The 21,974-nt window shown below is 58.7% G+C and carries 15 protein-coding genes; 8 read left to right on the top strand and 7 right to left on the bottom strand.

The features are described from left to right. Positions 1-84 precede the first annotated feature (84 nt). From G5358_RS13635 to G5358_RS13625, 3 genes are all read left to right on the top strand, one after another. Positions 85-1,455, top strand: a complete 1,371-nt coding sequence (locus G5358_RS13635; RefSeq protein WP_421324242.1) for a hypothetical protein — start codon at positions 85-87, stop codon at positions 1,453-1,455. Between the two features lie 58 nt (positions 1,456-1,513). After that, positions 1,514-3,208, top strand: a complete 1,695-nt coding sequence (locus G5358_RS13630) for a hypothetical protein (protein ID WP_421324241.1) — start codon at positions 1,514-1,516, stop codon at positions 3,206-3,208. A 113-nt stretch (positions 3,209-3,321) separates the two neighbouring features. Then, positions 3,322-4,533, top strand: coding sequence for a Bcr/CflA family multidrug efflux MFS transporter (locus G5358_RS13625; RefSeq protein WP_203117957.1), 1,212 nt, complete (start codon positions 3,322-3,324; stop codon positions 4,531-4,533). Between the two features lie 76 nt (positions 4,534-4,609). Here the strand turns inward: G5358_RS13625 and nhaD are convergent, their stop codons facing one another. After that, a complete protein-coding gene (nhaD, locus tag G5358_RS13620) occupies positions 4,610-6,034 on the bottom strand; it encodes a sodium:proton antiporter NhaD (protein ID WP_421324240.1) in 1,425 nt (474 codons plus the stop codon). Between the two features lie 107 nt (positions 6,035-6,141). Then, positions 6,142-6,609 carry a DUF4357 domain-containing protein gene (locus G5358_RS13615; protein WP_005333716.1) on the bottom strand — a complete coding sequence of 156 codons (468 nt, stop codon included), beginning with the start codon at positions 6,607-6,609 and terminating at the stop codon, positions 6,142-6,144. Positions 6,610-6,806: 197 nt separating this feature from the next. On the opposite strand from G5358_RS13615, the gene G5358_RS13610 reads away from it, so the two are divergent. From G5358_RS13610 to G5358_RS13590, 5 genes are all read left to right on the top strand, one after another. Further along, positions 6,807-7,487 (top strand): ABC transporter ATP-binding protein, encoded by a 681-nt coding sequence (locus tag G5358_RS13610; RefSeq protein ID WP_216953836.1) that lies wholly within the window; start codon positions 6,807-6,809, stop codon positions 7,485-7,487. Between the two features lie 30 nt (positions 7,488-7,517). Further along, on the top strand, positions 7,518-9,947 hold the full coding sequence (locus G5358_RS13605) for an FtsX-like permease family protein (RefSeq protein WP_421324239.1): 2,430 nt from the start codon (positions 7,518-7,520) through the stop codon (positions 9,945-9,947). 203 nt (positions 9,948-10,150) lie between these two features. Next, positions 10,151-11,173, top strand: a complete 1,023-nt coding sequence (locus G5358_RS13600) for a lipocalin-like domain-containing protein (RefSeq protein WP_421324243.1) — start codon at positions 10,151-10,153, stop codon at positions 11,171-11,173. Between the two features lie 395 nt (positions 11,174-11,568). Next, the gene (locus G5358_RS13595; RefSeq protein WP_421324238.1) at positions 11,569-12,333 is read left to right on the top strand and encodes an SDR family oxidoreductase; all 765 of its coding nucleotides are present in this window, start codon (positions 11,569-11,571) and stop codon (positions 12,331-12,333) included. A 51-nt stretch (positions 12,334-12,384) separates the two neighbouring features. After that, positions 12,385-13,212: a bifunctional transcriptional activator/DNA repair enzyme AdaA gene (locus tag G5358_RS13590; protein WP_421324237.1), complete on the top strand. Its 828-nt coding sequence runs from the start codon at positions 12,385-12,387 to the stop codon at positions 13,210-13,212. Between the two features lie 243 nt (positions 13,213-13,455). On the opposite strand, the gene G5358_RS13585 is transcribed toward G5358_RS13590, so the two are convergent. The 5 genes from G5358_RS13585 to G5358_RS13565 form a co-directional block, all read right to left on the bottom strand. Then, positions 13,456-16,407, bottom strand: a complete 2,952-nt coding sequence (locus G5358_RS13585) for a KAP family NTPase (RefSeq protein WP_421324236.1) — start codon at positions 16,405-16,407, stop codon at positions 13,456-13,458. Positions 16,408-16,569: 162 nt separating this feature from the next. After that, positions 16,570-16,842: a hypothetical protein gene (locus G5358_RS13580; protein WP_421324235.1), complete on the bottom strand. Its 273-nt coding sequence runs from the start codon at positions 16,840-16,842 to the stop codon at positions 16,570-16,572. 379 nt (positions 16,843-17,221) lie between these two features. Continuing rightward, the gene (gene guaA, locus G5358_RS13575; protein ID WP_421324234.1) at positions 17,222-18,811 is read right to left on the bottom strand and encodes a glutamine-hydrolyzing GMP synthase; all 1,590 of its coding nucleotides are present in this window, start codon (positions 18,809-18,811) and stop codon (positions 17,222-17,224) included. A gap of 84 nt (positions 18,812-18,895) precedes the next feature. Then, positions 18,896-20,359 (bottom strand): IMP dehydrogenase, encoded by a 1,464-nt coding sequence (gene guaB, locus G5358_RS13570; RefSeq protein WP_005360033.1) that lies wholly within the window; start codon positions 20,357-20,359, stop codon positions 18,896-18,898. 264 nt (positions 20,360-20,623) lie between these two features. Beyond that, positions 20,624-21,259 (bottom strand): YitT family protein, encoded by a 636-nt coding sequence (locus tag G5358_RS13565; protein WP_234933221.1) that lies wholly within the window; start codon positions 21,257-21,259, stop codon positions 20,624-20,626. Positions 21,260-21,974 lie beyond the last annotated feature (715 nt).

The raw sequence follows: 21,974 nt of genomic DNA, 5'->3' as shown, positions 1-21,974 counted from the left end.
ACGGCCTGCCGATAAATGCACCCGGACGCTGGTTTGCCCCCTTCTCCCCTTGCGGGAGAAGGGCTGGGGATGAGGGGTAAGGTAATGGCTCGGCGTTGGTCTTCCCCCTGCTCCACCACCATTTGGCTGCTCATTCTGCTGCAACTGGCCTGGCTTTGCTGGCTGCTGGCCTTTCCGGTAGCCCTCGATTCCGACGATGCCCTCAATTTCGCCCACGGGGTGACGCACTTTAGCGTGCTGGAGTTCTCCCCCCACTTTCCGGGCTACCCCGCCTTTATCTGGCTGGCGCGGCTGATCAATCTGCTGGTAGACGATCCGGCACGTGCGGTGCAGTGGGCAAGCCTGCTCGGGAGCAGTTTGCTGGCACCGCTCGCCGCCTTGCTGGCGGTAAGGCTGTGGCAACAGCCCAGCCTTTTGGCCCCAGTCTGGCTGCTGGTATTGGCCCTGCCGCTCACCCCGACGCTCGCCCTCTCAGGCCTTTCGGATGGGCCGGCACTCGCCGCCTGGCTCGGGGCACTGCTGACCTTGCAGCAGCGAAGAATTGCGCTGGCGGGCCTCATGCTGGGCCTTATGCTGGCGCTGCGCCCCTCCTATTTTGTGCTGGCCCTGCTGCCCCTTTGGCTCGGGCTGGCGCAGCAGGGCACGCAAGTCAGGTTTGTGCTCCCCATCGCACTGGTTGGACTTATCAGCCTGCTGTTTGTCTGGCAGGCCGATGGCTGGGCCTATTTTGGCGAGGGGCGCCGCTTTACCGACGGCCACTTTACCCTGTGGGGCAACACGGCGGCGGCTCACGGCGATCGGCTGCTGAGCTGGGCGCGCACCTTCGACGATCAGCTTACCCCGCTTTGGCCCTTGGCTGTTGGGGCGCTGCTGGTACTGCCGCTTTGGCAAAGATCAAAAGACCACCCTGCCGCACTCCCCCCGCTCTGGATGCTCTACTGGCTCGCCCTGCTGCTCTGGACCCTGTTTGGCCAGAATCCCGACAATCCCCGCCATCTGGCCCCCGTCACCCTGCTCGGTATCGTGCTGCTGGCAGGCTGGCTGCCGCGCCGTGGCGAGTGGGTGGTCGCGGTGGCCGGATTGCTGCTGCTCGGCGCGATCTTCATCCTGCCCCGTCCGCCCGCCATGGTGCAGGCAGCAAGGTTGGCAGAAACAGCGTGCCCGGCGCTGGTGACCCAGTGGGGAGTGCGGCTGCTGCGGGAAACCACATCCTTGGCCGTCACCGATGGCTGGTACAAGGGAGATGCGGCGCTAGCGCTCTCTCAAGGAGCCTGCCGCCTCAGTCGCCGCCCCATCGCCGCGAACGAAATGCCCAGCGCGGTGCGCCAGCACTGGTTTGCCCCACGCTTTGCCGCCGAGCCCGGACTCTGGCTCGCCATTCCCTCACTGCAGACAACCCATGGGGAAAGTGACAAGAAACACAGAAAGAGAATAAAAACCAACCAAGGCAACTAAAAAAGAGGGGAGCAACTCGGTTACACTCACTGCGCATCCATAACAGACGAGTCTCCTTATGCGTGTAACCAGAGAGTGGCTGTGGGTTTTGTCGGTGCTGACCGGGGCCTGTGCCCTCCTGTTGCTGCCATTCTGGCTGCGTGGCGGCAGTCAGGGCCATGATCTGTTTCACCACCTGCTCTCCGGTCACTTCTTTGCCGTGCAACTGTGGCAAGGTGAACTCTATCCGCGCTGGTTGATGGAGATGAACGGCGCCTTTGGCAGCCCGGTCTTTTTCTTCTATCCCCCCCTGCCCTACTATGTGAGCGCCCTGTTCGCCGGCCCCACCCCACTGGCCCACGAGGCGATGACGCCGCTGCTCTGGAGCAGCAGCGTGGCACTCTGGCTCTCCGGCCTGTTTGCCTATCTCTGGTTGCGTCCCTTTGCCGGCAACGGACGGGCGCTGGCGGCCAGTCTGCTCTATATGGCGCTGCCCTATCATCTGGCCATCGATATCTACGCCCGCTTTGCCCTAGCGGAGAGCTGGGCCTTCGTCTGGGCACCGCTGGCACTGCTGGCGCAGGATCGCCTCTGCCGCGGCGCCCCCTCTGCGTTACTGCTGCTCGCACTGGCCGTCTCCATGCTGACGCTTTCCCATCTACCAAGCACCCTGCTCATTCTGGGCTTGCTCACCCTGCGCAGCCTGCTGCTGGTCTGGCGCTACAAGGGGAGCACAGCGCTTGTCAGTGTCCCTGTCACCGCCTCCCCGCTCATTGGCACCCTGCTGGGCCAGCTCTGGGGGTTGGCGATGGCCAGCCTGTTGCTGCTGCCCGCCCTGCTGGATCAGGGGGGGATCTCCATGGAGCAGATGCGCACCGGCATGTTCGAATTTCAGCGCAACTTTCTCGATCGTTTGCCCCAAAGCCGTGATGACTGGCGCTTTCGCGGCCATCTCGCCTGGCTGACGCTGCTCACCCTGGCTCTGCTGCTGGTAGCTTGGGCTGCCGCCCGCGAGCCGCGCCATCCCGAGCTGCTGCTCTGGGGGGTCATTGGCACCCTGAGCTTTCTGATGATGCTGCCACCAAGCGAGCCCCTGTGGCGCCTGCTCACTCCGTTGCAACTGGTGCAATTTCCCTGGCGCCTCAATCTGCTGCTGGTCATCGCTACCGTCGCCGTGGTGGCGCTGGGTACCCCCACCTATCGCCCGTGGCAGTGGGTCTGGTGGCTACTGCTTGCCCTCACCCTGCTCTCGCAGGGACTCTATGTACGCGAGGCGCCGCTCACCCAGGCTCCCGTAAAGAGTCAGCTCGACGGGGAGTTCGACAGCAAGCGCAGCGCCCGCGAATACCGACCAAAGCAGGTACCGCGCGGCATGTTTGCCCCCACCCTGCTGGCCTGGAAAGAGGAATTCCAGCCCGCCATCACCAGTGACCATCAGGGGGTGAACTGGCAGATCCAGTGCTGGCAGCCTCGCCATATCAAATTGACAGTGGATGCCCCGGCGCCCGCCAAACTGATCCTGCACCAGTTTGATTACCCGGGCTGGCAGGCAAGGCTCGACCAGCGCCTGCCGCTGAGCGTCAGCAGCACCCGCAACGGGCTGGTGCAAGTCTGGGTGCCCGCCGGACAACACAGCCTCACCTTTACCCTCACCGCCCGCTGGCCGGAGCGGCTCGGGTACGCCATCTCGTCGCTGGCCTGGCTGCTCTGGCTGGGGGGAGTGATCCGCGCAGCGCGCCCCCATGACCGCAAGCGTGCACCCCAAGGTGGCTGAGCCGCCGGGCACCTCCCCCTTTTGAGGGGGCAGGAACGTCATGCCGAGCGGGGGCAAACCTGATAGACTCGCACTTCTCCTTTTTTCAACCAAGGTTCACCAGCGGATACCCTATGCCCCAATCGCCAACAGCTCAGGCTGCCGCCCTCTCCCCCCGTTTCCTGTTTATCCTGCTCGGCGCTCTGGCGGGTCTGACCCCGCTGGCGGTGGATATGTATCTGCCCGCTATTCCGGCCATCGCCCGGGATCTGGCCACCAGCATCGACGGCGCCCAGCTCACCATCAGCGCCTTTCTGGGCGGCTTTGCCATCGGCCAGCTGTTCTACGGCCCGCTGGCTGACAGCTATGGCCGCAAGCCGGTGATCCTGGCGGGGCTGGTGATGTTTGCCATCGCCTCGGTGGGCTGCGCCATGGCAGACTCCCTGCCCGAATTGCTGGCCTATCGGATGTTGCAAGCGGCGGGCGGTGCGGCGGGCTCTGTGGTGGTCAATGCCCTGCTGCGCGATCTGTTCGAGAAGGATTCGTTTTCTCGCGCCATGTCGTTCGTCATTCTGGTGATGACCCTGGCGCCGCTGGTGGCGCCTGTGGTGGGCGGCTATATCAGTGCCCACGCCGACTGGCGGGTGATCTTCTGGCTGCTGGTGGGGATCAGCCTACTGATCTGTCTGGTAATGCAGTGGAAAATTCAGGAGACCCTGAAACCCGAGCACCGCCAACCTCTTAATCTGGGCCAGATCCTCAAGAACTACTGGGGGGTGCTCTCCCATCGCGGCGCCATGGGTTATGTGCTGTGCGGCTCCCTCTCCAGCTCCGGCATGTTCGCTTTCTTAAGCGGCTCCCCTTACGTCTATATCGAGTACTTCAAGGTGCCGACCGAGCACTACGGCTGGCTGTTTGGTCTCAATATCCTGCTGATGATGGTGGTCACCTTCGTCAACAGCCGACTGGTGAAAGGGGTGGGCGCCGAACGGATGCTGCAATACGGCCTGCTGGTGCTGCCCTGCGCGGGCGCTCTGCTGGTCTATAACGCCTGGAGCCAGACCGGCGGCCTGTGGGGCATCGTCATTCCGGTGGTGCTGTTTGTCGGTCATATCAGTCTGGTGGGCGCCAACGCCATGACCGGCCTGATGGGCCACTTCCCGCAATCTGCGGGCACCGCCTCGGCACTGGCGGGCACCCTGCGCTTTGGCATCGGCGCCCTGGTCGGCATTCTGGTCAACCTCAATCCGCCCCACTCGCCGCTGCCCATGGCCATCGCCATCGCCTGCTGCGGCGTGGGCTCCACCCTGAGTTACTGGCTGCTGACCGGCAAGCGAGGCGATTGACCCCCCTCCCCCCGCTCAGAAAAACGAAAGAGGCTTCCGTCAACGGAAGCCTCTTTTCGTACTGGCGGCCAGACGTTCAGAACTGGGCGCTGTTGAGCCAGAGGTGCGCCCCTATGCTCACCAGATAACCGAGCAAGATGGCAGGCAGCCACTTCAGGTGGCCAAAAAAGGTATACATGCCGTGGGCCTGTCCCATCAGGGCCACCCCGGCTGCAGAGCCGATGGAGAGCAGGCTGCCGCCCACTCCGGCGGTCAGGGTCACCAGCAGCCACTGCCCCAGCGCCATATCCGGGTTCATCGACAGCACGGCAAACATCACGGGAATGTTGTCGATGACAGAGGACAAGACCCCGATGAAGACGTTGGCCATGGTGGGATCCCCACCGTCATACAACCAGTGTGACACCAGCTCCAGATAGCCCATAAAGCCCAGCCCACCGACACACATCACCACCCCGTAGAAGAACAGCAGGGTATCCCACTCCGCCTTGGCCACCTTGTTGAACACGTCAAATGGCACCACAGAACCCAGACTGCGCAACCGCACCTCATCACCATTGCGTTCATAGAGCGCCCGTTTGCGTGCCAGCGAGCGCGGTAACGACTTGCGCAGATAAAACCCGAAAAACTGCAGATAACCGAGCCCCAGCATCATGCCCAGTACGGGTGGCAGATGGAGGAAACTGTGGCATAGCACCGCCGTGATGATGGTCAGCAAGAACAGCGCGACGATGCGGCGGGCCCCCCGCTTGAGATCGACCACCTCGTTATCAGCCTCCGGCACATGACGCGGCACCATCTGGCTCATCAGGATGGCTGGCACCAGAAAATTGAGCAGGGAGGGAATAAGCAGGGTGAAGAACTGGCCAAATTGCACCTTGCCCGCCTGCCACACCATCAGGGTGGTGATATCGCCAAAGGGACTGAACGCCCCTCCGGCGTTGGCGGCGATCACTATGTTGATGCAGGCAAGATTGACAAAACGCCGATCACCGTTGGCCACCTTCAACACCACGGCGCACATCAAGAGCGCAGTGGTCAGGTTGTCTGCCACCGGCGAAATACAAAAAGCAAGCCCGCCGGTCAACCAGAACAGGGTGCGCAAGTGAAAGCCGGATCGCACCAGCCAGGCGCGCAGGGCATCGAACAGCCGCCGATCCTCCATGGCGTTGATATAGGTCATCGCCACCAGCAGGAACAGCATCAACTCGGCATATTCCAGCAAGGTATGGCGGAAGGCCTGCTCGGCGACAGGGCTCATCCCTTGCTGTGCATAGGCGATACCAATCAGGATCCAGATCACCCCGGCGGCCACCAGCACGGGTTTGGACTTGCGCAGTTGCAGATACTCTTCAGCCATCACCAGGGCGTAGGCCAACACAAACAATCCGACACAAAAAAGACCGATTGAGGAGGATGTCAACAGAACAGGGCCACTACTGGCATGGGCGGGAAGGATAAACAGGGACAGCAGCAAAATAACTGGGGTAAGCGCAGACATGGTCTCTTCCTTTTAGAACCATCTGGCAATGATGCTAACACCTGGATGAAAAGAAAAATTCATCCAGGTCAATTAACGCTTAATTGGTTTGCTGTCGAAACGCGGGATTATTTCTTGCCGAAACCCGACTGCTTGAGGGTATAGCCTGCGCTGTTCTGCCAGGCATCCAGACCGCTGCGGTTATTGCCCGCCACCAGACTGGCGGCCAGACTCGGGCTGTTGAACAGCTGATCGGCGGTAAAGACAAAGCCGCCCTGACTGCGGGGCACTATGACCCCCTTTTCCAGCAGCTCGTGACGCAGCTCGATCACCGCTTCACGCAAAGAGGCGGCATCCTCGCCATTGGCGGTGGAACCGGCCAGCACCATAAAGCCCGGATTTTGCCGCTTGCCCACCGGATAACCGTGGGCCTCGGCCCCCTTGCCGTTGAAGTGGTAGAGCTCGCGCTCCCCCGGCCGGTTGTCGGAGAGTGCCTTTTGCAGGGTCATCAGCTCGTTGTAGATCTCGATGGGGACGACGGCAGCCTGCTTGTTGCCCTTGCTATCGATGATAAAACTGACTTGCTTGTGTAACATCCTTGCTCATCCTGTGACCCATGGAAGCCCCTATTCTAACCACCTCGGGCAAGCGGGATCCAGCGAGGATCCACTGCTCTTTTGCCGCCTTGATCACTAACTGGCACTCTTGATCAACCGTAAGGGGTGTTGATCAATGCTGGCCGTGCTAGCGTACCAAGCATGATGAAAGCCATTGACCATCAAACGGTTATCCCATGCTGACCCTGCGCAACCTCTGCAAGAGCTTCGATAACGGCAGTGAACGACTGCCGCTGTTCCACCATCTCGATCTCGCCCTCCCCGCTGGCGAGATCACCCTGCTGCTGGGCCAAAGCGGCTGCGGCAAGTCCACCCTGCTCAATCTGATCGCCGGCCTGATTGCACCGGACGAAGGGGAAATCTGGCTGGGGGAGACCCGGATCGACACCCGCTCCCCCGACGAGCGGGCGCGCCTGCGGGGCCGCCATTTCGGCATCGTCTATCAGGATTTCAACCTGCTGCCGACCCTCAACGTGGCCGAGAATCTGGCCCTGCCGCTGGCCATCAACGCTCTGCCACCGGATGAGGCCAGGATTGACCAGTTGCTGCAACGGCTCGATATGAGCCACAAGCGCCATGCCTGGCCGGAGCAACTCTCCGGCGGTCAGCGACAGCGGGTGGCGCTGGCCCGCGCCCTTATCCATCAGCCCGGTTGGCTGCTCGCCGACGAGCCCACCGGCAGCCTCGATGAGCACAATGCCGAACAGGTGATGGCGTTGATGGTGGCGGCGGTACGCGATACCGGTGCTGGCTTGCTGCTGGTGAGCCACAACCCGGCCTATGCCGCCCTGGCCGACAGGGTGCTGCGCCTCGAAGGGGGGCAACTTATCGAGCTCAAGGGGCCCCGCCATGACTAAACAGCGACTGCGCCTGCCGGAGTCACGCTGATGCTGCCACTCAAAGCGCTGCTGCGCCTCTATCGCAGCCACCCCTGGTTGCTGCTGATGAGTCTGGCCGGGCTGGTATTGGGGGTGTCGCTGGTGGTGGCCATCGAGCTGCTCAATCACAGTGCCCGCACCAATTTTGTCGCTGCCCGCAGCCAGCTGGCGGGGGAAGCCAACTACCGGCTGGCCCCTGCTGGCGGGCTGGATGAGCAGCTTTATGTGCAGCTGGTGACCAGCCAGCCCGCCCTCGATGCCATGCCCCAGCTCCATGGCTGGCTCAAGGATGAAGAGGGGCGCAGCTTTCAACTGCTGGGAATGGATCTCTTCAACCCCGGCCCGCTGCGCCAGCTGTTTGGCGCCACTCGGGAGAGCGAGCCCGCGTTCTCCTTAAACCGCGCCGACAGCATCTGGCTGGCTACCCCCGAGGCAGAGCGCCTTGGCTGGCAAGCGGGCCAGAGCCGACGCTTTGTGCTGGGCGGCAGCGATGGCGCCAGCGCCCGCCCCCTGACCCTGACGCTGGCAGGCACCTTTGAACCGGGCGCCGTGCCCATGGAACGGCTGCTGATAACCGATATTGGCCTCGCCCAACCGCTGCTGGACAAAGCGGGTCGGCTCGATCGCATCGTCTTCAAGCTAAGCGACGCCGAGGCTCGCACCCTGCAAGCCACCCTGCAAACCGATTACCCGAACCAGCCCTTGTGGCTTGAGCCCATCAGCCCGGCGCTCGATGCCAGCCAGCTTGGCGATGCGCTGGCCCTCAATCTGACGGCGCTGTCATTGCTCGCCATGGCGGTGGGATTGTTTCTGGTGTTCAACGCCCAGCGATTTGTCCAGAGCGTGCGCCGCCCCCAGCTGGCCCAGTTGATCATTCTGGGCATGGGGCCGAGCCGGGTACTGCGTTGGCTCATTCTGGAGCTCGTTATTCTCGCCACCCTCGGCACCCTGCTCGGGGTGCTGCTCGGCAGCCTGTTGGCGCTCGCCTTGATGGGGCAACTGACCCAGGCGCTGGCCGATCTCTATGGCCCCAACCCCATCGATCTGTTGCGCCTTTCCCCTGTGAGCCTGCTCAAGGCGCTGTTGATCGGGTTGTTCGGCACGCTGGCCGCCAACCTGCCCGACTGGTGGCAACTGCTGCGCCAATCCCCTCTCGAACTGCGAGCGGGAAGCAGCCGCCCCCCCGCTCACCCGTGGCGACGGCGCGTGCTGGCCATCGCCATCCTGCTGCTGTGCGCCCTCTGCCTGTGGCTGCCACAAACAGGTCTGAGTGGCGCCCTCTTTATCGCCGGCGGCTGGCTGCTGGCCATGGCACTCTGGCTGCCCGATGCCCTGCGCGGCCTGCTTGGCTGGTTGCGACGGCGTGCGGGCGGCCCCCTCACCGCACGGCTCGGGGTGGCCGAGACCCTCTATCACCTCGATCGCACCGCCATCGCAGTGATGGCGTTGCAGCTGGCCATCGCGGCGGCCATCGGCATCGGGGTCATGGTGTCGAGCTTTCGCTCCAGCGTGGAGATCTGGCTCGGCCAGCGTCTGGCCGCCGATCTCTATGTCACCGCCCCCAAGGGGGTGGCGGGCAACAAGGGCACCTTGAGCGACGCCACCCTTAAGACTCTGCTCGCCAATCCGCTGGTGAGCGCCGCCTCGCGCCGCTCGGTGCATCCTGCCCGCTGGCAGGGGCAGCCCATCGAGTGGGCACAGATGGATTTTATCCCCCAGCTTAAAGCAGCCTATCCGCTGCTGGCCGGGCGCTGGCCCACCCGTCCCGACGAAGTGCTGGCGAGCGAACCGCTGACGGTGCGCCTGGGGGTCAAGGTGGGCCAGACATTGGCGATCAGCGGCGAGCAGGAGCCAAGGCAGTTCACCGTCACCGGCGTCTATCAGGACTACGGCAGCGACAAGGGACAGATCCTGCACGCCTTCGAAGGGGGGGCGGTGCAATCCCTCGCCCTCTTTAGCAACGACCCCGAGCAGCTGGCCGACCGCCTGCGCGAGCGCTTTGGCGAGCAGCTAAACCTGCTCTCCGCCCCCGCCATCCACAGCGCGGCGCTCAAGGTGTTTGACCAAACCTTTGTGGTGACCGAGCTATTGAAACTGCTGATCCTCGGCATCGCCTTTGTCGGCATTGGCTCGGCCTTTATGGTGCTGGGGCTGGCGCGCCGTGGCGAGCTGCAGACCTTGCAAAGTCTGGGTTTGAGCCCCCACCACTGCCGCCAGCTGCTGGTGTGGCAAGGAGCGGGATTGGGGCTGCTCACCGCCCTGCTGGCTCTGCCGGTGGGATATGGCCTCGCCTGGGTGCTGATCGAGGTGGTCAACCCCCGCGCCTTTGGTTGGCGCCTCGCCTTCGAGGCCGCCCCCCTTCATGCGGTCACCGCCCTGTTGCTGGCACCGGTCTGTGGCGCATTGGCATCCTGGTATGCGGCAAGGAGAGTGGTATGAGATATCGGTTAGCGCACTGGCTCAGCCATGGTTGGAAGACCCCATTGACCACTTCCCTCTCTCCGCCCTTTCTTCAGCGCAGAGAAGATCACAGTGCGGCATTGAACCATCCCCTCTCCCTTTGGGAGAGGGCCAGGGTGAGGGGAAGCTTATCCTCCTTACGGCCCCTGTGGCTCACCGCCCTCTTGCTCCCGCTGATTGCCATGATCGACAGCGTGCAGGCCAGCGATCTGGGCGCCCTGCTCGGCGGAGGCAACGACAGCTTTAAAAAGGTGCTGCCGGGGCAAACAATAAAACTGCCGGAGGATCACACCTCTCACCCCGATTACCGCTCCGAGTGGTGGTATCTCACCGGCAACCTCAAGGATGAGCAGGGGCGCGAATATGGCATGCAGTGGACCCTGTTTCGCCAGGGGATTGAACAAGAACTCCGCACCAGCAACCCCTGGCTCACCCCCCAGCTCTGGCTGGCCCAGTTTGCCATCACGGATCTCGACCGTGGCAGCCACCAGCAAGATGAACGGGCCAGTCGGCAGGGGCCGGGGTTGGCGGGGGCCAGCGGCGGCCAATATTGGCTCAGGGAGTGGCGGCTTGCCTCCCAAGGGGCAGCGCTCTTCCCCGCCACCCTCAAGGTGCAGAGCAAGATTGGCGAGCTGAACCTCACTGTCACCGCCGCCAAGCCGCTGGTGCTACAAGGCAAGGCCGGTTACAGCGAGAAGAGCCCGGGCAACGCCTCCTTTTACTACTCCTACCCGCGCCTCACTCTTCGCGGCACGCTGATCCGCGATGGCGAGACCCGCACCGTCACCGGACAAGGGTGGTTTGATCACGAGTGGAGCAGCTCGGTATTGGCCGAGTGGCAATCGGGCTGGGACTGGTTTTCGCTGCAACTGGCCGATGGCCGCGAACTGATGCTGTTTCGCCTGCGCACCAAATCGGGACGCACTGAGCCTGAGAACCGCTACGGCATTTTGATTGAGCGGGACGGCAGCAGCCGGGCGCTCGCCCCCGACGCGATTCGCCTTACGCCGGGCAACACCTGGCGCGGCCCCAAGGGGCAGGATTACCCCGTCGAGTGGCAATTAAGCGCCGCCGGAATGAGCCTCACCATCAAAGCCCGTCAGCCCAATCAGGCCATGACAGGTCGCTTTGACTACTGGGAGGGCGCGGTCTCTGTCTCGGGGGATGCCAAGGGGGTCGGCTATCTGGAGATGACGGGCTATTGATCCAGGAGCGTGGCTGTTGATTGCAACGGCCATAAGCCGCCGTCAATGCCCTGCCAGACGGATTTGATGATGCACGCAGCCACCATGACGCCGGGGCTCTCGCCCCTCACTGCAGCACACAGGGCGCGCCGCACCTGGAGCCGGCGGTTTTAAAGGGGGGCATTATAAAGAATTCGGGGCGCAGTTCGCCCCTTTTGTTGCCGCAAAGGCCTGTATCGACATGTAGCAAAACAAGTTGGAGAGAAAGAGAGCAAGATTCGGGTCGTCCCAGCAAGGAGTGGTTGCCATAGTGGGGGCCAAACCCAAGTCGGTTGGAACCTATTGGGGTTCCAATCCACTGCCAACTTTGTGCGCCTCTTAATCTGGCGCACAACACACTCAGCGAGGGAACTGCCATGTCATTACTGTCCAACAAGGTCGCCATCATCACCGGCGCCAGCTCCGGTATCGGTCGCGCCAGCGCCATCCTGTTTGCCCGCGAAGGGGCCAGCGTCGTCGTCGGCGCCCGCCGCCAGCCCGAGCTGGATCTGCTGGTGGAGGAGATCCGCCACGAGGGGGGCCAGGCGGTGAGTCTGGCGGGAGATGTGAAAAGCGAGACTTACGCCCGCGCTCTTGTTGATCTCGCGCTAACCCGTTTCGGGGGGCTCGATATCGCCTTCAACAACGCAGGTACCACTGGCACGCCGGGCAGCGTAAAGGACCTTGAACTGGCGCAGTGGCAGGAAATTCTGGATACCAACCTCACCAGCGCCTTTGTGGGAGCCAAGTACCAGATCCCCGCCATGCAGGCTCGCGGCGGCGGCTCGCTTATCTTTACCTCCACCTTTGTCGGCCATACCCTGGGGCTGCCCGGCATGGCGGCCTATGCCGCGAGCAAGGCGGGCCTGCTTGGTCTGACCCGGGTGCTGGCTGCCGAATATGGGGCACAAGGGGTGCGGGTCAACGCCCTGCTGCCGGGGGGGACCGACACTCCCATGGGGCGGGCTTTTGCCAATACGCCAGAGAGCCTCGCCTTTGTGCAGAATATGCATGCCCTCAAACGGCTGGCCCAGCCGGAGGAGATCGCCCGCTCGGCCCTTTATCTCGCGTCCGATGCATCCAGCTTTACCACCGGCATTGCCCTGCTGGCCGATGGTGGGGTATCAATTTGTCGCACATGACCTTGTCGCCCCCAAGATCCTGCGACCGAAACCTTATCGTGAGAGCGCCTTATGTCTGATTACGCCCGCATCGCCGATGCCATCCGTTTTATCGCAAGTCAGGTGGAGCGTCAGCCCACTCTGGACGAGATAGCGGCGCACGTACACTTAAGTCCCTTTCACTTCCAGCGGCTGTTCAGCCGCTGGGCCGGAGTGACGCCCAAACGCTATCTGCAGGTGCTGACCCTGGAGCGGGCCAAGGCGCTGTTGCAGGAGTCGCGCCCGCTGCTTGAGGTGGCCGATACCCTGGGCCTTAGCAGCGGCTCGCGGCTCTACGATCACTTTGTGCAACTCGAAGCGGTAACACCGGGCGAGTACAAGCAGCGCGGGGCCGGGCTGGTTATCGATCACGGGGTGCACGACACCCCCTTCGGCCAGGCATTCGTCGCCCTGACCCCGCGGGGGGTGTGCAACTTCTCGTTTCTCGATGACCAGACCCCAGAGACGCCGCTGGCCGCCCTCGCCCACAGCTGGCCCAAGGCGGAGTTGCGGGAGGCACCATCACGCACCCAAGGGGTCATCCACACCATGTTTGATGGCAGCAAGGCGCCGGATCGTCCCATCTCCTTGCACGTGAGCGGCACCAACTTCCAGATCAGCGTCTGGCGGGCGCTGCTGCAGATCCCGCCCGCCAAGGTGGTGAGCTACGCCCAGGTGGCAAGCGCCGTCGGCAACCCCAAGGCCGCCCGCGCCGTGGGGCTGGCGGTGGGCGCCAACCCCGTCGCTTTGATGATCCCCTGTCACCGGGTCATCCAGCAAAACGGCAAACTCGGCGGCTATCACTGGGGCGAGACCCGCAAACAGGCGATACACGCCTGGGAAGCGGCGAGGTATGAGTAAAGGTGGCTTTTTTCAGCCCGCCTGATGAGGAAAAAAGGAATTTTGGTAATGAGTCAGCAGACAATCAGGCAGCGCCAGACAACATGCGGCGATATACAGCAGGGAGATCAGAAGAATCGGGGCGCAAATCGCCCCTTTTGTTGCTTTGGCCAAGCTCGGGGCTCAGCCACCTCACCCCTGCGGATTAACGAAACACGTAGAATGCAAATTCATTGCCCCTACGGTACTGTAACGAGTAATCAATCATGACACAGAACATTCCGCAGCCAGTTCATCAAGCACTGCGAATACTCCATCAAGATCATCACGATAGAAGGCTGTATAATTTGATGTAAAAACACATCTCTCTCTAGTATTTAGCTGAAGTCCTCGGATTAGCTCGCGATATTTAGCCCAATATTTACCCATAGCAACTGGATTTAAACCACCTGGAAGTTTTTCTCTGGTTGCAATGTAGGCGTCGTCATCACTCCCAGAAAAGAATGTACTGCTAAGTTGTGACAAACAATAATCAAGGAAGAAAAATATGTTTTCTCTATCGGTCTCGGGATTGAAGCAAACATCAAATACGTAGTTATTCATCAACTTGGCAATCCCACCATTATCACCACTCTCACGCTCATCATAATATCCACAACCTACGCCTGAGCCATTGGGGGGATTCGTGTTACTAAGTTGATAGATAACAAATACTTTGATTATATTACGTGTAATAGCAACTCTTCGAGATAATGAGTTTTCTTCTGATAATAGAGGTTCTTGTAATGCGTCTTCGATTTTTTCCATAAAAGCAACACCAAGAAACACCTCTACAGATACATCATCGACCTCAGCAAAAAAGTTACGCCGCTTGTCAATATAAGTTCGCTTGAATATGGAAAATATATTCTGTGAGAGTTTCCTCATCTCTATCAAAGCTAGATCGCTGACTAATCCTGAAGTGGACGCACTATTATTCTGATGTATAATAAGTGCTCTCTGTAAATTGTAAAGCTGCCCACCACGATCAGCCGAGCACTCAAGTCTGAATATCATGAGGTCATACCAACCAAGGACACCACGCTCAGAACTTATAAGTTTTTCCAGTATACCATTACCTTTATAGGTATATTCTCCAAATAGCCGCCACGCTATCTCTATAATATTTTCATTAATGTTTGATAAACGCCGACCAGACCCTCTTCCCCAACCAACATTATCCAATAATCGCAATAAAGAGTAAATGGCTCGCTGACGTAACCCCTGATCGCCATTATTAAATGATGAGTAGTATGGTATATACTCAATAAGCGCATCTATAGCGCCTTCTGCTTGTATATTAGTGAGTTCATGAGATTGATTGACTAAAACCCGCCAAAACTGATCATGAGAATACTCACCACACGCCAACTCAAAATATGGTGTTGTTAGTATTAAAGCAATCTCCTCCCCATTTTTGACCCGTGCCACTGCATTTTGGTACAGGATAAATGTCTGTTGTGGTTCTGGCGTAGCAAACCGAACAATGAGTTTGAGGTATGCCTCTAAATTCCTAAAGCCACCACTATTAAAGCACGCTCTAGTTCGACGCTCTGCCTCATCTACATTACTACCGAAGCCGTTATCCAAAATATTTTTGTCAAATAACTGGGATAACAAGAACCAAGCAGGAGGCGGTACTTCATCCTTTAATAGAGCAAACGTCTCGGCGTTTTTGAACTCTTTATCTCCGTATTCTCGTCGTAATGAGAAAGAACCGCTTCGTCCTTCTGTTTCTTCTGCATATATACGTCGAAACAGCCCGGGGTAATTCAAATGCAATAACATCAGGTTGATAAGATCACGCTTATGAAAGTCTGTTCTACCCAAGTCAGTTTTCTCTATCTGCATCAAGAGCATCGCATTAACAAATCGTTTTAGTTTACGCAAACTTCCAACTAACGGTTGATAATTTGCCGCCAAGTTACTCCCTAGAATATCCGCTAATTCGTTGAGGACGACACCTAGTTTTATCATAGTGTCAGAGGGTACCGAACCAAGCTTGTTTTCATCGCGCGCCCAATCACGTCGCAAAAAATCGCAAAGACTAGAGCTATCAACGAATAGGCTTAGCTTGACTGTTACAAATTTCTCCAAAAACTCGCGTGCTCTTTCCCCTTCCTCATTTTTCCCAGTAAGAACTTCCGTATCATAGCAAAGAACATATGTTGCCTGAGATAACTTGAACGTCCTCCGCGTTGCGAATAAAACATTATTTATCGTTTTCGTGTCCAAACGGTCTAGATCATCAATTACGATTATTACACGTCGATCGATGCGGCGCAAAACATCATCAATGTCATCGAGAAGTTCATCGATCGTTTCCTGAGAAGGCTCTAGCGAAAGCTTGAACCCGAAGAATGAAACATCTGCTTTTCCTTTTATGAGACGGGAATATCTAGAAGCTGCCGGTCTAAATTCTGGCGAAAATACCTTGTCTTGAATCACCGCGGATAGATCGCGAATTAGGCGGTCAGCAAGATCAGGTTCAGAGGCATAGCGTAACGGCTCGAATCGACAAACAAGAACCTTGTCACCAGCATCTTCCCAATAACGCTCAACCAGATTAATAAAACTTGTTTTACCTACACCCCATGGACCATCAACCCCAAAGACCAACCCTGGATGGGAGTCACATGCAAGCACAGTCTCAGCAAAAGACTTAGCCTGAAGTTCGTTTGTCAGGAGATCGTCCCTTTTATCATCAATTTCCTCATCTGCTATGAAATAGAGCTGAGACGTCTGTTTTCCAGCGCGTGTTCTACTTTGCAAAATTGGTGAGAGAAACATAACGCAGAAAAAAATAAGAATAGCAGGAGCCCAATGTGGGTCAGCGGATTTGAACGCTGCATGTAGCTTTGCAAGCCAAGGTGAGGCTAAATTGCTTGACCAAGCGCCAATAACTACACCTGCAAGTAAATCAATACGATAACTACGAAGTATACGCATAGTTGTCAAATGAGCATTTCGCTTGACAGCGTAAAGCAGACAGATACCTAAACCAGTTATTATTCCAATTGCCTTTAGGTATAGAGAAACGTCTACAATTTGCAGTGCGAAGCTATTTCCCAAGAGGAAAAAGATACGTGCAACTTCAGCTCCAACAAAGCCAATAAAGAGCATCCTCGCGAAAACCAATAACTCGGGCATCTTCATCGCCGAAGGTTTACTCGCCATCGACTTCTCCTTTCTATGTGACTTGCTGTCTTAGGAAAGACACTTTACCACACGAACAATTGGAAAAAGAAAAGACGCCCTAAGGCGTCTTTCTTTTATCTGGAGTCTGGAGCAAACCGGTTAGGAGATCTCTCCCCCTCCCCGCCTTGCCCCGCAACGCAATCAGATCGGGGTGATGGAGGTGATATGGGCATCCCCGTCCAGTGATTTGAAGATCTGCACCACGGCTTCGCCATGGATTGGTTTGGCAAGTGGCACAGTGCTCTTGCACTTGAAGCGGTAGTTGGTGCCAGCCACCACCTGGGTGGAGACTTCAAAGGGTACATACTGCACCCCGACAAATCCTTTCAGCGCCTGATCAAATACCACCTGATCCTCGGCGGTCAGCTTGTGATATGCGGTCCATCCACCCACCAACACTGCTTGTTCTGACATATCAAACTCTCCGTGCTCTATGATCCCGACTCGTTTGGCCGTTCGGGCTGCGCCCCGTTGATTCAAGTGGTTTCCGGTCTCCACCGGGGTGTCATCACTGCCGGTTGGCGCGATAACGATGGGCCCGTTTGCGCAGCTATCTGCAACTGGCTCAGCCCTCCCCCCAGCCACGAGCTGCTGTTGATAGCAGGCTCAATTGGCATGAGAGAGCCTAGTGCGGGATGGCAATAATGCCCCTGTCACATATGACAGGGGCAAGGTGGCAAAAAAGCTGCTCGAAAAAAGAAGATGTGTGGCGCAAACGATTGAGAAAAGAAAAGACGCCTCAAGGGCGTCTTTTTGCATTTTTATGCTCGAAGGGTAGAAGGGCGCGAGCCGCTTATTCCCATTCGATGGTTGCGGGCGGCTTGCCGGAGACGTCGTACACCACGCGGGAGATACCATTGATCTCGTTGATGATGCGGTTCGATACGTGACCGAGGAAGTCGTACGGCAGGTGAGCCCAGTGGGCGGTCATAAAGTCGATGGTCTCGACGGCGCGAAGCGCAATGACCCAGTCATATTTGCGACCATCGCCCATGACGCCAACGGAGCGCACCGGCAGGAAGACGGCGAACGCCTGGCTGACCTGGTTGTAGAGGTCGGCTTTGCGCAGCTCTTCGATAAAGACCGCATCGGCGCGGCGCAGAATATCGCAGTACTCTTTCTTCACTTCGCCAAGAACGCGCACACCCAGACCCGGACCCGGGAACGGGTGACGGTAGAGCATGTCGTAGGGCAGACCCAGCTCGAGGCCAACGCGGCGCACTTCGTCTTTGAACAGCTCGCGCAGCGGCTCGACCAGACCCATCTTCATCTCTTCCGGCAGGCCGCCGACGTTGTGGTGAGACTTGATGACGTGGGCCTTGCCGGTCTTGCTGGCAGCAGATTCGATAACGTCCGGATAGATGGTGCCTTGTGCCAGCCACTTGGCGTTTTTCAGCTTTTTCGCTTCGTCGTCGAACACTTCAACGAAGACGCGGCCGATGATCTTGCGCTTGGCTTCCGGCTCGTCAACACCGGCCAGGGCAGAGAGGAAGCGCTCTTCCGCGTCGACCTTGATGATGTTCAGACCAAAGTGGTCACCAAACATCTCCATCACCTGGGTGCCTTCGTTCAGGCGCAGCAGACCGTTGTCCACGAAGACGCAGGTCAGGCGATCGCCGATGGCACGGTGCACCAGCATGGCAACCACGGAGGAGTCCACCCCGCCGGAGAGGCCCAGGATCACTTCATCGTCACCCACCTGCTCGCGGATGCGGGCAACGGCGTCGTCGATGATGGTGGCCGGGGTCCAGAGGCACTCGCAGCCGCAGATGTCTTTGACGAAGTGCTCCAGCATGCGGGCACCCTGACGGGTGTGGGTCACTTCCGGGTGGAACTGCACGCCGTAGAAACGCTTGGCCTCACACGCCATGGCCGCGTGGGGGCAGGTCGGGGTCCGGGCGATGGTGGTGAAGTCGGCCGGAATGGTAGTGACCTTGTCACCGTGGCTCATCCAGACATCCAGCAGGGCATTGCCGTTGTCGGCGATGGCATCTTCGATGTTGCGCAAGAGGGCGCTGCTCTTGCCAGCTTCGCCGAGCACTTCCACCTTGGCGTAACCGAATTCACGCTCGGTAGAGGATTGCACCTTGCCACCCAGCTGCTCGGCCATGGTCTGCATGCCATAGCAGATACCGAACACAGGGACACCGGCGTTGAACACATACTCGGGGGCGCGCGGGCTGCCCGCTTCGGTGACGGACTCGGGGCCGCCGGAGAGGATGATGCCGCTCGGATTGAATTCGCGGATCTGCTCTTCGGTTACGTCCCAGGCCCACAGTTCGCAGTAGACGCCGATTTCGCGCACACGGCGGGCGATCAGCTGGGTGTACTGGGAACCGAAGTCGAGGATAAGGATACGGTGCTGGTGAATGTCTTTAGTCATTTTATTCCTGCATCAGGCTGATGTTGTCACAAAGGGCACGGGATAAAAAAAGGGTGGAAAAACGGGGCGCAGGGCCCCGTTTTATCAGCCCATCCGATAGTTGGGGGCTTCTTTGGTAATGGTCACATCGTGGACGTGGGACTCTTTCATCCCGGCGCCGGAGATGCGCACGAATTCAGCTTTAGTGCGCATGTCGTCGATGGTGGCGCTGCCGGTCAGGCCCATGGAGGAGCGCAGGCCGCCCATCTGCTGGTGGATGATCTCTTTGAGGCGACCCTTGTACGGCACGCGGCCTTCGATACCTTCCGGTACCAGCTTGTCGGCGGCGTTGTCGGTCTGGAAGTAGCGGTCGCTGGAGCCTTTGGACATGGCGCCCAGAGAACCCATACCACGATAGGATTTGAAGGAGCGACCCTGATAGAGCTCGATCTCGCCCGGCGCTTCTTCAGTACCGGCGAACATGGAGCCCACCATGACGCAACTGGCGCCCGCGGCAATGGCCTTGGCGATGTCGCCGGAGAAGCGGATACCACCATCGGCAATCACCGGAATACCGGTGCCTTCCAGCGCGTCAACGGCGTCGGAGATGGCAGTGATCTGGGGCACACCGACACCGGTCACGATACGGGTAGTACAGATGGAGCCCGGGCCGATACCGACCTTGACGGCGTTGACACCGGCAGCAGCCAGCGCCTTGGCGCCCGCGGCGGTCGCCACGTTGCCACCGATAATCTGCAGATCCGGATAGGCGTCGCGAGTAGCCTTGATGCGATCCAGCACGCCCTGGGAGTGGCCGTGGGAGGAGTCGATCAGCAGCACGTCTACACCGGCTTCTACCAGCGCAGCGACGCGCTCTTCGTTGCCGGCACCGGCACCAACCGCAGCACCGACCCGCAGACGACCCTTGTCATCTTTACAGGCGTGGGGCTTGCGCTCGGCTTTCTGGAAATCTTTAACGGTGATCATGCCCTTGAGTTTGAAGTCGGCGTTCACCACCAGCACTTTTTCGATACGGTGCTTTTGCATCAGGGCAACCACCTCTTCGCGAGGGGCCCCTTCACGCACGGTGACCAGACGATCTTTCTGGGTCATGATCTGTTCAACGGTCTGGGAGAGGTCAATCACGAAGCGCACGTCACGGCCGGTGATGATACCGACCAGCTGATTGCCGTCAGTCACCACGGGGTAACCGGCGAAGCCATTCTTGTGGCTCAGCTCCTTGATTTGGGCGATGGTCATGTCAGGGCGCACGGTGACGGGGTCAGTGACCACGCCGCTCTCGTACTTCTTGACCTTGCGCACTTCGGCAGCCTGCTGCTCGATGGACATGTTCTTGTGGATAAAGCCGATACCGCCTTCCTGGGCCAGTGCGATAGCCAGACGGGCTTCGGTCACAGTGTCCATGGCAGCGGAGATCATCGGGATGTTCAAGCTGATGGCGGAGGTCAGCTTGGTACGCAGATCGGCAGTATTGGGAAGAACTTCGGAGTGGGCGGGAACCAACAGTACATCGTCGAAGGTTAACGCTTCTTTGGCAATCCTGAGCATGGCAATATCTCACCGTTGAGGAAGTGGGGGTGTAAAATATTGCCGACGAAGTTTACTCACGCATTGGTCACTGGTAAAGAAGTTTTTTGAATTTTTTATGGCATAGCCCTCTTTTAGGCGGCCAACGGCGCAAAAAACTAATAAATTCAGCTGTAATCATGCCTTTTTTCACGACAAGATGATCTTTTTTGTCGTTGAGCCCCTTTCTCCCTCCAACCTCCCGGAACAGCATTTTCAATGATCCAATTATGTGCAGCCGGGTGTTCAGTTTCCCTGATAGCGACCTGGCTTGTGCCAATTCATCAGCATGGCGTTCATCGCCAGCGCACTCAGGGTGGACCAGAGCAGCAAGGGCAGTGGCAAGGTGAGCAGGGAGAGTGCAAACACCAGCACATCAAGCACCATCTGGCTCTTTCCCGCGTTGATGCCAACGCGCCGTTGCAGCCAGAGCGTCACCACCCCGGTGCCACCCACGGAGGCATTGTGGCGCGCCAGAGACAACACCCCCATGCCGAGAAAGGTCCCCCCTACCAAGGCGGCAAACAGTGGGTGGACATAGCTCACCGTCAGCAGCAGCGGTACCGCCTGGGTGGCCGCCGAGAGGGTAACGTTGACGATCAGCGTCTTGATGGTGAAGGCGCGCCCCATGGTGAAGTAACAAAACACCATGAAGGGCATGTTGACCATGAAGAACAGAACCCCGATGGGCAAACTGCTGACATGGGCGAGCAGCAGGGCGATGCCCGCGATGCCACCGGTGATCATGCCGGAACACTTGAGCAGGTTGAGACCGACCGCGATAAACATGACCCCGAGCACCATGCCGTAAACATCGTCCTTGAGGGTGTGGGCCAGGGCTTTGGTCGCCGGCACGGGCGACATGGTCATTTCACTTTCCATATGACTCCTTTCCATGTTTGCTGTGACATCAGGGCACCAGTCACTGGGCCGAAGGGGTCGGCATACTCGGGCGCCCTGGCCATTTCCCCTGCCGGTCCCCCTGTCAACATCACAAGACTCAGCAAAAAAAGCGCCAATCAACACAAGCATCCAGGATAAGCTGAAAAATCAAATTTAAATTCCGACATTCTGCCTATAACAGGAGCAACACACCCATTCATGGGACAAACATCAGGCTGCATCAGCATGTTTGACCAGCCATACTGAAGGCAGCTCACCATCTCCCCTTTTAAAGCCCGTTATTAAGTGGATCATGTTGATATGGTGCCACATGGCAGCATGAATCATGCTCGTCACAGGAGGGGCATAGGGTGGATACGGCATATTTCTCCAAGGTGGGTTCCTGCTGCCAATGTCGATGATGCGCACCACTTTGGGGCGAAAGCACCATAACAGAGCAAGCCACCCTCGGATGCCGCTTGCTCCCAAGCGATGTCGACGCTACTGCTTATTGCCTTCCCCGTCTGGTCCATCTCCCTCTATCCCTTGATATGCGGCATAAAAAAGTCGACCCCAAGGCCGACTCGCTGCACACTGTTACAGGCTTTCCTTATTTGAGATATTTACCGTCAACGCCCACCTTGCCCGGGCCGTTCAGTACCCAGACCCGTGCCGAATAGGCGGGCACCGCAAAGCTCAGACTGCCGTTGCTGAC

The sequence above is a fragment of the Aeromonas sp. 604176 genome (genome assembly GCF_049170755.1).
GTDB classification, from domain to species: Bacteria; Pseudomonadota; Gammaproteobacteria; order Enterobacterales; family Aeromonadaceae; genus Aeromonas; species Aeromonas veronii_A.
This window is presented reverse-complemented; position numbering and strand designations above follow the sequence as displayed.

Bases quoted from the DNA above. Each gene is read 5' to 3' on its own strand.
- G5358_RS13635 (WP_421324242.1), top strand. From the start codon at position 85: ATGGCTCGGCGTTGGTCTTCCCCCTGCTCCACCACCATTTGGCTGCTC.
- G5358_RS13630 (WP_421324241.1), top strand. From the start codon at position 1,514: ATGCGTGTAACCAGAGAGTGGCTGTGGGTTTTGTCGGTGCTGACCGGG.
- G5358_RS13625 (WP_203117957.1), top strand. From the start codon at position 3,322: ATGCCCCAATCGCCAACAGCTCAGGCTGCCGCCCTCTCCCCCCGTTTC.
- nhaD (WP_421324240.1), bottom strand. From the start codon at position 6,034: ATGTCTGCGCTTACCCCAGTTATTTTGCTGCTGTCCCTGTTTATCCTT.
- G5358_RS13615 (WP_005333716.1), bottom strand. From the start codon at position 6,609: ATGTTACACAAGCAAGTCAGTTTTATCATCGATAGCAAGGGCAACAAG.
- G5358_RS13610 (WP_216953836.1), top strand. From the start codon at position 6,807: ATGCTGACCCTGCGCAACCTCTGCAAGAGCTTCGATAACGGCAGTGAA.
- G5358_RS13605 (WP_421324239.1), top strand. From the start codon at position 7,518: ATGCTGCCACTCAAAGCGCTGCTGCGCCTCTATCGCAGCCACCCCTGG.
- G5358_RS13600 (WP_421324243.1), top strand. From the start codon at position 10,151: ATGATCGACAGCGTGCAGGCCAGCGATCTGGGCGCCCTGCTCGGCGGA.
- G5358_RS13595 (WP_421324238.1), top strand. From the start codon at position 11,569: ATGTCATTACTGTCCAACAAGGTCGCCATCATCACCGGCGCCAGCTCC.
- G5358_RS13590 (WP_421324237.1), top strand. From the start codon at position 12,385: ATGTCTGATTACGCCCGCATCGCCGATGCCATCCGTTTTATCGCAAGT.
- G5358_RS13585 (WP_421324236.1), bottom strand. From the start codon at position 16,407: ATGGCGAGTAAACCTTCGGCGATGAAGATGCCCGAGTTATTGGTTTTC.
- G5358_RS13580 (WP_421324235.1), bottom strand. From the start codon at position 16,842: ATGTCAGAACAAGCAGTGTTGGTGGGTGGATGGACCGCATATCACAAG.
- guaA (WP_421324234.1), bottom strand. From the start codon at position 18,811: ATGACTAAAGACATTCACCAGCACCGTATCCTTATCCTCGACTTCGGT.
- guaB (WP_005360033.1), bottom strand. From the start codon at position 20,359: ATGCTCAGGATTGCCAAAGAAGCGTTAACCTTCGACGATGTACTGTTG.
- G5358_RS13565 (WP_234933221.1), bottom strand. From the start codon at position 21,259: ATGGAAAGTGAAATGACCATGTCGCCCGTGCCGGCGACCAAAGCCCTG.